The organism is Micromonospora vinacea (genome assembly GCF_015751785.1).
Classification (GTDB): domain Bacteria; phylum Actinomycetota; class Actinomycetes; order Mycobacteriales; family Micromonosporaceae; genus Micromonospora; species Micromonospora vinacea.
In genome coordinates this window covers 6,832,933-6,844,802 of sequence record NZ_JADOTY010000001.1, presented here as the reverse complement: position 1 = coordinate 6,844,802, position 11,870 = coordinate 6,832,933, and the positions used below count along the sequence as shown (strand labels likewise).

The window sequence follows — 11,870 nt, the reverse complement described above, 5'->3', positions numbered from 1 at the left end:
TCGCGGTGAGGCGGGAGGTGTGCGGAATGACAGGGACACGGCCCACGCGCAGGAAGCGCGCCAACGGCGTGGAGTCGCGGCAACGCATCCTCGACGCCGCCGTGCAGATCGCGAGTGAACGTGGGTATGAGGGGACCTCGATCGCGGCGGTGAGTGCCCGCTGCGGGTTGCCCGCGAGCTCGATCTACTGGCATTTCAAGGACAAGGACGACCTGCTCGCCGCAGTGATCGAGCGCAGCTTCGAGACCTGGCTGGCGGCCCTCGACCTGCCCGGCGAGGAAACCGGTACGCCGCTGCAGCGTTTCGTCGCCGTCGGCGCGGCGGTGGCCGCGTCGCTCGTCAACGCCCCCGACTTCCTGCGCCTGGGTCTCATGCTCGCCCTGGAGCGGCGGCCCGAGGAGCCCCGAGGACGGGCCGTGTTTCTCCAGGTCCGCGAGGTCGCCCGACAGAGGTTCATCGAGGTGATCGAGACGCTGCTGCCGGGCCTCGATCCGGCGGACGTGCGGACCGTCGTGACGTACGCCCTGGCCGGGGCCGACGGACTGTTCCTGCAGCGCGAGATCCACGGCGATGCCGTCGATCTCGCGGCGATGTTCGAGCTGCACGCGCGGCTGGTCTACGAGGCGGCCCTCCGGATGGCCCCAGGGGCTTCCCATGACCATGCCAAGCCGTAGCTGCGGTCAGCGGTGGTGGGGGATGGAGTTCACAGCCGTTCCGCAGCAGCAGTGTCTAGCGCGTCGAGAGGAACCACAGCATGACCGGCCAGTTAGCCAGGATCGACGTCCATCAGCACATCCTGCCGCCCTTCTACCGCGCCCTGCTCGCTGAGGCCGGCATCGCGGCAGCGGGCGGTCGGGCGCTGCCCACCTGGACACCCGAGTCCGCATTGGACCAGATGGACCTGCTCGGCACCGCCGTGGCCCTGCTGTCCGTCTCGACCCCCGGCACCAGCTTCCTCACCAGCCCGACCGAAGCCGGCGACCTTGCGCGGCAGCTCAACGACTACGCCGCGGGGCTGGCCGCCGAGCATCCAACCCGATTCGGGTACTTCGCCACCCTGCCGATGCCCCACATCACGGCCGCCACCACCGAGGCCCGTCGCGTCCTCGACGAACTCCGCGCCGACGGCGTCACTCTGCTCGCCAACAGCAACGGCGACTACCTCGGTGGCCCCGACCAGGACGCGCTGTGGCAGACCCTGGACGAGCGCGCCGCCGTCGTCTTCGTCCACCCCGCTGACCTGCCCGGACCAGCCGTCGACGGCATCCCACCGTTCGCCGCCGACTTCCTGCTCGACACCACCCGAGCGGCCTACCTCCTCGTCCGAACCGGCGTCCTCCGGCGATACCCCAGAATCCGGTTCGTCCTCAGCCACGCCGGAGGCTTTCTGCCCTACGCCTCACACCGCATGGCCCTGGCCATCGCCGCCGAAACCGCACGCAGCCCGCTGGACATCCTGGACGACTTCCGCACCTTCTACTTCGACACCGCACTGTCGTCGAGCCCGGCCGCCCTGCCCACCCTGCTTGCCTTCGCCCGACCCGGGCGTGTGCTTTTCGGCAGCGACTGGCCCTTCGCGCCCATCCCGGCCGGGCAGTACTTCGCCAACGGAATCGACACCTGCCTCGAACTCGGGCAACTGCGAGCGGTCAACCGCACCAACGCCGAAGCCCTCTTCCCGCGCCTGGCCACCGGCGGCACGCCAGACCCGGACCATCGGGTGGCCGCGCGCCTGCAACGGGCAGCGCAGCGGAGCGCCGCCCGGGTCTTCTTCCGACTCGTCCAATCCGGCAACGGGGAGAAGCAGATTCCGTGAGCGCCACGGCGGACCGTCTGTTCGGCGGCGTCATGACCTGTGTTGACGCGCGTCACGTCGTGTCGGGTGTCGGTGTTTCGCGGTGTCTTGGTGGGCATGACTGAGCATACGGAGGAGTTCCAGCGTGACGCGGTCGACCTGGTCCGCTCGTCGGGCCGGATCATTCAGGTCGTCCGTGAGCTGGGTATGAGTCACGAGTCGCTACGACACTGAGTTCGTAGGCAGGAGCAGCGGTTTGGGACGGGTACAGCCGCCGCGGAAGGGCTGTCGGTGGTGGACAGGAACGCCGAGATTGCCCGTCCGCGGCGCGAGATAGCTGAGCTGCGGCAGGAGAAGGAGATCCTGCGCAAGGCAGCCGCCAGCGGCGACATCGTCGGCCGTACCCCTGCGGCGTGTGGCCCGCCGGCCCGCCGGCGCATTCCCACGGCGCGGGCCCCCGCGACCTCGACAGCCCGGCGCGCCGACATCGTCAGGCGTTTCAAGCAGGCCTGGGAAGCCAAGGACATCGACGCCCTGATCGGCCTTCTCGACCCCGACGACGGCGATCGGCGGCGGCGTCGTCGGCGCCGTGCTCCGCCCGATCGAAGGCGCCGAGCAGATCGTGCGCTCGCTGGTCCATCTCGAGGGCAGACTTCGCGTCCTGACGATCCTGGAGCGTACGGTCAACGGCCAACCCGGCCTGATCGCCCAACAGGACGGCGTCACCGTATCGGTGTACGCGTTCGAGGTCGTCGGCGATCGGATCAAGCGCATCTGGGGGTACGCCATCCCGACAAGCTCCGGCCGTGGACGGATCGCCGGCCGAGTGGTCGGGGTCGCGGGATCGGCGTGAACTCCGTCCTTTCGGGCGCGTGCAGGGGTGTGCAGCCGCCTCATCTTCTTCGGCGGCACGGATCGGCGGCCCCGTCACACGGACCCTCAGCCCCTGCACCGCAAAGGCCGATCAGCGATCGATCAGGCGCTCGTCGACGCGAAATGCCCCACGGCGGCGACGGCGAGGACGAGGAAGACCGCGGGAAACGCGATGTTGTGGAACGCCCGCGTGCGGGCGTGAGCCAGGAGCGCGCCGACGAAGAACAGGACGAGGCCGAGGGCTGCGGCCAATCCGAAGGGACGTACGCCGAGAAGGCCGAGCACCAGACCCACGACGCCGGCCCCCTCGACCAGTGCGAGGTAGGGGATCCACCGCGCGGACAGCCCGACCTCGGCGCAGTTGCGCATCACGAAGTCGGCCCTGATCACCTTGGCGGTCACCTCGATGGCGTTGGCGAGGGCGCACAGGATGGTCGCGACGACCAGGACTCCCTCCAGTACGGCGATCATGACGCGCGCCAGCGCGATCGAGCAATCGGTAAACTCACAGGTGCCTCCACGTGCGCGGGTTCATCAGGTTGTGGTCTCTCGCCCCTTCTGACGCCCGGCACGCATGAAAGGTGACCAGACGTGGAACTCGTCGAACACTTCGAGGCATCGAGGGCCCGACTGATGTCGTTGGCCTATCGCATCGTCGGCTCGCACAACGATGCCGAAGACGCGGTGCAGGCCGCCTGGCTGCGCGCGCGGTCAGCCGACCCGGCGCAACTGGTCAACCCCGAGGGCTGGCTCACCACGGTGACGGCACGCCTGTGCCTCGACCAGCTTCGCGCCCGCCATCGCCGGCGCGAAGTCGCGCTCACGGCCGACGACATCCCCGCCGAGCAGCTCGCGGCCGACGAGGCGTTCATCCGTCGTGAGGACGTCTCCCGGGCGCTGCTGGTCGTGCTCCACGAACTGTCTCCCCCGCAGCGGGTGGCCTACGTGCTGCATGACCTCTTCGCCGTCCCGTTCGACGAGATCGGGCCCGTGCTCGACACGACGGTGGCCGCGGCGAAGAAGCTCGCGAGTCGAGCGCGGATCCGGCTCAGGGACGCTCCCGCGGTCGACCTGCCGGGATCCGCCCACCAGATGGAGATCATCGACGCGTTCCTCGCCGCAGCGCGTGGCGGCGACATCCCGCGGCTCGTCACGCTCCTGGCGCCGGACGTCGTCCGCACGGCCGACCTCGGATTCCTCGCCGACGGCACCGCGCCTGTCGTCCGGGGCGCCTGGGCGGTCGCGGAGGAGACCAGGGCGTTCGTGGACCGCATCGCGGCCGCCGCCCCGGTCCTCGTTGAGGGTCACCCGGGAGCGGTGATCGCCCCTGGTGGGCACCCATTCGCATTGATCCGGATCGGCGTCCACGACGGCCTCGTCACGAGCATCGACATCACCCCTACGAGCGCGGCACCGTGTCCCTCCCGGCGGCCTCGGTGCGTGATGCTCAGTCCACTCAAGATTGCATACCATACCGTATGGTATGCTCGATTGATGGGAACACGTGATCTCTGGCTCGGCGAGGGCATCGTGGTATTGACCGACGAGGGGCCGGCGGGTCTGCGGATCGACCGTCTGGCTGCCCGCCTCGGCCTGACGAAGGGGTCGTTCCATCACCACTTCACGGGGGTCGCCGACTACCACGCGGCGTTGCTGACTCATATCGAGCATGGACAGGTCAACCTGTTGGATGGGCTGTCAGGCGAGCTCGCGACCGTCGATCCGGTCGACGCCCTGCGGGCCCTTCCCTCGCGGCTCGACGAGCTGTTCGACGCCGAGCTGGATCGGGCGCTGCGGGCGTGGGCGATCGGGAACGACGGTGCGCGTGGCGTGGTCGAACGCGTCGACAGCGCACGGCTCACTTTCCTCGAGACCCTCTGGAACCGCGTTGTGCTTGACCCGACCCGGGCGCGTGCCGCCGCCCTGCTGCCGCATCTTCTCCTGATCGGAGCGAACGCCATCCGCCCACCGCTCGACGCTGCCAGTCGACGTGCGGTGTTCGACCTACTGCCAGACCTGATTCCCCATGTCTGAGGTCCCACTCGGGCGCCCCCGCCTGCGTACGGGCGCCGTGATTGCCGTCGCTGTTGCGCTCGCGCTGGGCATCGTGACTGCTACCGGGGTTCATCGCCTAGAAGGAGGAGACAGATGCCCGCCGTCGATGTGCTGATCGTCGGGGCCGGCCCGACCGGGCTCACCCTCGCGGTCGATTTGGCCCGCCGTGGAGTTCGCGCGGTACTGATCGAGGCCGCGCCCGCACTGCCTCGTCAGTCCCGAGGCAAGGGCCTGCAACCTCGAAGCCTGGAGGTGCTTGACGATCTCGGTGTTATCGACGCGGTTCTGGGACACGGCCAGTCGCGCCAGGACATCACCCTGTACCGCGATGGCCGGCGCCTTGCGCAGATACCCGCCGGTCTCGCCGAGCCGCGCGCGGACTTGCCGTACCCGAACATCGTGATGATTCCCCAGTGGCGCACCACCACGCTGCTCGCGCGGCGGCTGCACGAACTCGGTTCCGCGATTCGGTTCAACACCCGCCTTGAGTCGTTCAAGGCTGGTAACGACGCGGTGCGCGCCGTGGTCACCACACCGGACGGCGGCCGGGAAGATCTGACCGTCCGCTACCTCGTCGGCTGCGACGGCGCGCACAGCATCGTGCGCCGCACACTGGACCTGGAGTTCGCCGGCTCGTCCGACGAGACTCAGCGCTACCTGCTCGGTGACATCACCGTTCCCGGGTGGCACCCCGAAGTCGACGGAGCCGTTCGCTCACACGCATGGCTCGGCACGGACGGGTCGTTCCTCGGTCTGGCTGGCCTGCCCAGAACCGGGCAGTGGCAGATCGGCGCGAGCATCACCGTCGGCGACGACCTCGAGCCCACCCTGGAGGCCCTCCAGCGGCTCTGGGACGAACGCACCGGCCACCCGCAGGTTCGCCTTTCCGACGCGACCTGGTTGTCGAACTTCCGGGTCAATGTCCGCATGGTCGAGGACTACCGCCGCGGCCGAGTCCTGCTCGCCGGCGACGCCGCGCACGTGCACCCGCCCACCGGAGGGCAGGGAATGAACACCGGCATCCAGGACGCCTACAACCTGGGATGGAAGCTGGCCGCCTGCCTCAACGGCCACGACGACACCCTGCTCGACACCTACCCGGCCGAACGCCTTCCCGTCGCCCGTCGTGCGTTGGCGCAAAGCACCAACATCCTCGACGTGGTCACCAACCGCAACCCACTCGTCCGGTTCGCCGTGCAACGACTGCTCCTGCCGCTACTCGGCCGACCCTCGATCAACCGCAGGCTCACCGCTCGTGTGTCCCAGATCGACATTGGCTACCACGACGGGCCCCTGGCAGACGACGAGCTGTCCGGCGGCCGCGTCCGACCCGGCGATCGGGCCCCCGACGCCCGCCTCGTCGATACCGCAACCGGGCAGCCGCTGCGGCTGTTCGACCTACTGCGCGGGCCACAATGGACGCTGCTCCTCGTTGGCGACGCCTCCGCCGGCCGCCTCGACTGTGATGCTCTTCCCGACGAGGTGCACACCTGCTTGATCACGCCCGCGCGGTCGACGTCGTTCTCCGGCCGGGTGGTCATCGACCGCGACGGGACGTTTCGCCGGGCCTACCGAGCAAAGCCCGGCACAGCGCTGCTCATTCGCCCGGACGGCTACCTCCACTGGCGCGCGCACACCCCCTGCGCCGACGCGGTGGCCAAGCACGTCCTCGGCGCGGGCGCGCACCCCCCACCCGCTGCCGCCACCCGACGACAGCCGGGCACGTGAGAAGGCCAAGACACCGAGGAGGGCTGAGCCTTTCCGCTGAGGCAGGGTGGCTGACTGGCACGGCAGCAGAAGTCGAGAACGGGCCGTAGACGATGGCGGGTCACCGTTGTCCGACATGGTGAGGCTCCATTCACGTCCAGTGTGGTTGATCATGACCCATTACCTGAGGAGTCCTTCGAGATGGTGCAACCCTGGTGGCCGCTGGCCTTGTTGGCAGTGATCCAGCTCTGCGACGCGCTGCTATGTGTAAAGCCGGTCGCCTTCATTCGGCAATGTTTGACCGACGTCCGGTTCCCCGAACGCTTCTGGAAGTTTCTCCCCCCGCTCAAGGCTGCCGCAGCGGCTGGGCTCATCGTCGGGATCTGGGTTCCGCCGTTGGCGGTGCTCGTGTCTGCGGCGCTGGTCTGCTACTTCGCGGTGGCGGTCTCGGCGCACGTCCGCGCCCGCGATTTCGGCCGCAACCTGTTCCTGAACGCGACGGCCATGTTGGTCATCTGCTCGGCGACGCTGGCCTTCACCGTCCAAACCGCATGATCGAACACGCGACGACGGCGCGGGGGTTGGGTCATCGCGTGTAACGCTTCGTATTCGGCTGGTGGGACGTTGAAGCGCCTGCGCCGGATCGCAACCTGCAGCGCGTCCAATGCCAGGTCGATCTAATCGATCGCGGCATAACGGCGAACAATCGGGGGGTTAGGATCGTGGAGTTTCGGATCCTGGGCACAGTCGAGGCATGGGCGGGCGGGAAACAGGTCGATCTCGGTTCGCGCAAGCAGCGCCTGGTGCTCGCGGTCCTGCTGCTGGAACCCAACCGAATGGTGCCGCTGGACCGGCTGGTCGACCTCGCCTGGGGCGAGGATGTGCCGGCGTCCGCACGAGCCTCGATCCAGACGCTCGTATCCCGGCTACGTGCGGCGCTTCGGCAGGTCGGCGACGGGCCCGCCATCGTCGGCCGGGGAGCAGGCTACGTCATACACGTGGATCCGCTCGTGATCGACGCGCATCGGTTCACGGACCTGATTCTCGCGGCCCGCTCGTCGGACGACGAGCGCGCGGTCGAGCTGTTCGACCAGGCGCTCGCCCTCTGGCACGGCGAGGCACTCGCAGGCGTGGCGTCCACCGAAGTCGCCGAACGCCTGTGCGGTCACCTCGATGAAGCCCGATGGACCGCCCTGGAAGACCGCCTGGACGCCCAACTGCGGCTGGGCGACGGCCGGCGGCTGCTCGCCGAGCTCACCCGGCTCGTGACCGACCACCCGCTGCGGCAGCGGCTCGTGGGCCAACTCATGCTGGCCCTGCACCGCGACGGCCGCACCGCCGCCGCGCTCGACGTCTATCGCACGCTGCGGAAGCGACTGGCCGGCGACCTCGGCCTCGATCCGGCACCAAAACTTATGCGGTTGGAATCCGCGATCCTGCGCGCGGACCCGGCTCTGGATCCGGCCGCGAGACCCATGGACACATCACCACCCGAGCCGGTACGACCGGCGCAGTTACCGCCCGCCGCCCACGGATTCGCCGGACGCGCAGAAGAACTCGCCCGGCTCGACACCGCATTGGAGTCCGCGTCGGGCATGAAGATCTGGGTGATCAGTGGCACCGCCGGCGTCGGCAAGACGGCGCTCGCCCTCCACTGGGCCCACCGCCACCGGGAGAGGTTCCCGGGTGGGCAGCTCTACCTCGACCTCCGTGGCTTCGACGCCGAGCACGACCCGCTCAGCGAGTCCGCCGGACTCCTCCAGTTGCTCAGCAGCCTCGGTGTCGATCACCGGCTGATCCCGGCGGATGCGGCGGGCCGGGCTGCCCTGTTCCGCTCACTGCTGGCCGGCCAACGCGTCCTGCTGGTGCTGGACAACGTGCGCGACGCCGCCCAGGTGAACGCGCTGATCCCGTCGGCGGGAACGGTCATCCTCACCAGTAGGCAGCGGCTCGGAGAGCTGATCGCCCGCACCGGCGCGCAAACACTGTCGCTGTCCGTGCTCACCGCCGCCGACTCTCGCCGGCTGCTGGAGGCCGCGCTCGGCGTCGACCAGGTCGCCACCGAAGCAGCCGCAGCCGGGAAGCTGGCGGATCTCTGCGGTCACCTGCCGCTCGCACTGCGGATCGCGGTGGCCAACATCGTCGCTGTCCCGAAGGCGGAGATCACCGGGTTGGTGCAGGAACTCTCCGATGGCGACCGGTTGGCCGGGTTCACCGTGGACGGCGCCGAGGAAAGTGCTGTCACGAGAGCGTTCGCCTCGTCCTACTGGGCGCTTCCGGCGGAGCATCGCCTGCTCTTCCGTCGCCTCGGGCTGCTGCCGGGACCGACGTTCACTGCGCTGCCCGCGAGCGTGGCCGCCGGGCTGCCCCCGGCTCGGACTGACCGACTGATAAAGGCATTGGCCGCGGCACACCTGATCGAGCAATACACACGCGGGCGCTTCCGGCTCCACGACCTGCTCCGAAGGTATGCGGTCGGCCGGGCGCTGGTAGAAGACACTGCTGTCGAGCTCGAACACGCTCGCGGACTCGTCCTGGACCATTACCTGCACACGGCTGACGCGGCGGGCAGGCAGCTCATTTCTCACTTTCTGCGGCTGCCGAGGAAGGTGGAGAACGGGATCAGCTTCCCGGACAACAACAGTGCGCTCGCCTGGCTCGACGCCGAGTGGCCGACTCTCGCCGCCGCGGTCGGTCAGGCAGCGGCGCGAGGTCCACGACCGCTGGCATGGCACATCGCCGACGCCCTCCGCGCCTATTTCCACCAGCGCGGTCACCGGACGGAATGGGTGGAGATGGCCTCGTTGGGGCTGGAAGCCGCGCACGGCGAGGGCGACGAACGGGCGCAAGCTGCGATGCACCAGAGCATCGCGCTCGCCTACGTCAACATGGGCCACTACGCCGAGGCACAAGACCATCTCGACAGTGCACTACGGCGGAACGCAGCCGACGGCTGGCACGAAGGCCGCGCCGCCGTGCTGAACAATCTCAGTGCGGTGCACCAGCGCCTCGGTAATCCCCACGCGTCGATCGACTGCGGGCTGGAATCGCTGGACCTTCAACACGAGTTGGGGAATGGCGCCGGGAGCGCCATGACACTGGCGAATCTCGGCTTCGCCTATTGGCAGTTGGGCCTGCTGGATAAAGCGCTGGAGCACTTCGGCCGGGCGCTGGAACTGGGGGAGCGGCAACGCGCCAGCTTCAGCGTCGCCGTCCTGCTCGTGGATCTAGGGAACGTGCACCGTGACCTCGGCAACCCGGACACGGCCGAGGAGTTCTACGCCCGGGCGCTGGCCGCCAACCGTGAACTCGGGTATCACTACGGCGAAGCGACCGCGCTGTCCGGCCGCGCGCTGCTGCACTGCCAGACCGGCCCCTCGGAGCAAACCCTCGACGACGCCCGGTCGGCAGTCGAACTGACCAGGAAGATCAGTGACCGCGGTACCGAAGCGTGGGCGCTCAACGCCCTCGGTGATGTCTGTCTGCGGTTGGGCCTGCCCGCCGAAGCCGCAGACCATCACAACCGAGCCCTGCAGGTGGCGCGCTCGACCAGCTTCCGCTGGTGTGAGGCTGACGCGTTGCGCGGCTCGGCCATGGCGCTGCTGAACCTCGACGTCCTCGACGAAGCCGAGGCCCGAGCCACGCTCGCCATCGACCTCGCTCACCGGGCCGGGTACCGGCTCGTCGAGGCCCGCGCATCGCACGCCCTCGCCGAGATCCAGGCGAGGCTAAATGGGGCGTCTCGTAATTCGGTGAAGGAGTAGCCGGGGAGGGCTGCTGGTGTCACCCGACGTTCAGGTAGAACGGTCCTCACGTCGACTGGACACGGCCGACATCATTAAGAGCTCCTAACTCTTTGAGTGGTGGAGTCGGCACCAGCAGGTGATAGCGCGGGCGAGGGTGAGGAAGGCTTCGTGGATGTCGTCGCGGATCTCCCAGCGGATGCGCAGGCGGCGAATCAGTGCAGTAGGGCTCAATCGAGCTTCAGGCCCTCCTTGACGACTCCCTCTCCCGCTCGGCCGCGCACCTGCGGGACGGGGCGCGCGTCAGAGGGGTCGGGATGCTCACTACGTCACGGCTGCGCTGTCGCCCCTACTCCCTAGTCGAGGTCGATTTGCGAGCCGACCCGGACGAGTGCATGGCTTTTGCAAGCGCGTCACGTGACAGTGGCCGGACTCGCCCATCAACTGGCAGGAGCCGATACGTGCGGAAGATCCTCAGCCTGGTCTTGACTGTTCTGTCAGTCGTCATGTCCGCGGCGACAGTCGCGCATGCCGACGACGGGCCCGTGACCCGGGTGACGCTGACCAGCGCGAACAGTTTCCACTCGCGGGTCGAGGAGCGTCTGCTGAGCAGGACGGTCACCCTCGCGGCCGGTGAATCCCGGCACGTGCGCGGACGCCTCCAGGCGACCAGCAGCGTGCAGCAAATCGTGTCGATGAACAACACCCTGAAGTGTGTGAACCCAGCCGGAGCAGTCGTCGGCACCACATCAACGTCCTCGCGGAACCACGAGGGCTCGGACACCACCTACTACGCCAGGCCTGGGCACCTGCCGATCTACGCCGACCTGCTCTTCACCGCGCCATCGGCGGGCACCTACACCTGCGGCATGTACGGGTACACGGCCTCCACCTCGCTCGACGGCTACTACCTGACCGCCGTCGCGACAGACACCTGGCTGGAGGTGAGCGACACCAACCAGGTGGGTGCGCGGTGGTGGCAGAACCCCGCCTGCAGCAGCACCGGCACGTCGAGCACCTGCACCTACGTCGGCGCCGGCACGTCCACGGCCTGGGTGTTCTACGACGACGGCACCCCCGTGCACAAATGGAACGCCGCCGCCAACGCGACCTCGGCTCAGGCGCTGGCGACGCTGGAACTGACCACTTGCTACACGGGCACCGCGTCATGCAAGAGCGCCATCGACGCGTACGAGCAGCCGCGCGGAACGAATGCGGTGGTCGACGTGCGTTTCGAGTTCATCCAACTCGACCCGACCGCCCACACGTGCCGGACCACGAGCACCGCAACCTCGCGCAAGACGATTCGCGACGACGCCCACCACTACGTCGCGAACTTCGCCCTCACCGGCGTGCCGATCGACCCGACCTGCGGAACCCGGACCTTCATCATGCGGATCTTCGTGAAACACGTCTCCGGCAACCCGATCAAGATCGACGGGGTCCAGAGCACGACCTCATTGACGAACGGCATCGCCATGAACATCTTCTGACCGTCGCCGGTCCCGGTCGCCCGACCGGCCGTCAAAGAAGGACATGGAAAGGATGCGGGCCCTCCACGGGAGGGACCCGCATTCGTGCGTTCCGCAGGCCGAGGTGGGGGCCACCGCGATGCGGCGGTCGGAGACTGCAGGCGGATTGCAAGCGGACTGCGGGCATCCCGCGCGAAGGTAGCGGCATCGAGCCCATCCCCCAAC

At 68.5% G+C, this 11,870-nt stretch carries 9 protein-coding genes; 8 read left to right on the top strand and 1 reads right to left on the bottom strand.

What is annotated here, in order from left to right; translation table 11 throughout:
- The first annotated feature begins 26 nt into the window (after positions 1–26).
- The 3 genes from IW249_RS31910 to IW249_RS31900 all read left to right on the top strand — a co-directional run bounded on the left by IW249_RS31910 (position 27) and on the right by IW249_RS31900 (position 2,648).
- Positions 27–674 (top strand): TetR/AcrR family transcriptional regulator, encoded by a 648-nt coding sequence (locus tag IW249_RS31910; RefSeq protein WP_196924184.1) that lies wholly within the window; start codon positions 27–29, stop codon positions 672–674.
- Between the two features lie 80 nt (positions 675–754).
- Positions 755–1,816 (top strand): amidohydrolase family protein, encoded by a 1,062-nt coding sequence (locus IW249_RS31905; RefSeq protein ID WP_196924183.1) that lies wholly within the window; start codon positions 755–757, stop codon positions 1,814–1,816.
- Positions 1,817–2,384: 568 nt separating this feature from the next.
- Complete coding sequence (locus IW249_RS31900; protein ID WP_196924182.1) at positions 2,385–2,648, top strand: sigma-70 family RNA polymerase sigma factor family protein; 264 nt, start codon at positions 2,385–2,387, stop codon at positions 2,646–2,648.
- A 122-nt stretch (positions 2,649–2,770) separates the two neighbouring features.
- On the opposite strand, the gene IW249_RS31895 is transcribed toward IW249_RS31900, so the two are convergent.
- Positions 2,771–3,139 carry a DoxX family protein gene (locus IW249_RS31895; protein ID WP_196924181.1) on the bottom strand — a complete coding sequence of 123 codons (369 nt, stop codon included), beginning with the start codon at positions 3,137–3,139 and terminating at the stop codon, positions 2,771–2,773.
- A gap of 120 nt (positions 3,140–3,259) precedes the next feature.
- Here IW249_RS31895 and IW249_RS31890 point away from each other — a divergent pair, with 120 nt between their 5' ends.
- From IW249_RS31890 to IW249_RS31870, 5 genes are all read left to right on the top strand, one after another.
- Entirely contained in the window at positions 3,260–4,702 is a 1,443-nt protein-coding gene (locus IW249_RS31890) for a sigma-70 family RNA polymerase sigma factor (protein WP_196924180.1), read from the top strand.
- 114 nt (positions 4,703–4,816) lie between these two features.
- A complete protein-coding gene (locus IW249_RS31885) occupies positions 4,817–6,451 on the top strand; it encodes an FAD-dependent oxidoreductase (protein ID WP_196924179.1) in 1,635 nt (544 codons plus the stop codon).
- Between the two features lie 180 nt (positions 6,452–6,631).
- Positions 6,632–6,985 carry a DoxX family protein gene (locus IW249_RS31880; protein WP_196924178.1) on the top strand — a complete coding sequence of 118 codons (354 nt, stop codon included), beginning with the start codon at positions 6,632–6,634 and terminating at the stop codon, positions 6,983–6,985.
- 167 nt (positions 6,986–7,152) lie between these two features.
- A complete protein-coding gene (locus tag IW249_RS31875) occupies positions 7,153–10,194 on the top strand; it encodes an AfsR/SARP family transcriptional regulator (protein WP_196924177.1) in 3,042 nt (1,013 codons plus the stop codon).
- Positions 10,195–10,634: 440 nt separating this feature from the next.
- Positions 10,635–11,666 (top strand): hypothetical protein, encoded by a 1,032-nt coding sequence (locus IW249_RS31870; protein ID WP_196924176.1) that lies wholly within the window; start codon positions 10,635–10,637, stop codon positions 11,664–11,666.
- Positions 11,667–11,870: the final 204 nt, after the last annotated feature.

Bases quoted from the DNA above. Each gene is read 5' to 3' on its own strand.
- IW249_RS31885 (WP_196924179.1), top strand. From the start codon at position 4,817: ATGCCCGCCGTCGATGTGCTGATCGTCGGGGCCGGCCCGACCGGGCTC.
- IW249_RS31895 (WP_196924181.1), bottom strand. From the start codon at position 3,139: ATGATCGCCGTACTGGAGGGAGTCCTGGTCGTCGCGACCATCCTGTGC.
- IW249_RS31910 (WP_196924184.1), top strand. From the start codon at position 27: ATGACAGGGACACGGCCCACGCGCAGGAAGCGCGCCAACGGCGTGGAG.
- IW249_RS31880 (WP_196924178.1), top strand. From the start codon at position 6,632: ATGGTGCAACCCTGGTGGCCGCTGGCCTTGTTGGCAGTGATCCAGCTC.
- IW249_RS31905 (WP_196924183.1), top strand. From the start codon at position 755: ATGACCGGCCAGTTAGCCAGGATCGACGTCCATCAGCACATCCTGCCG.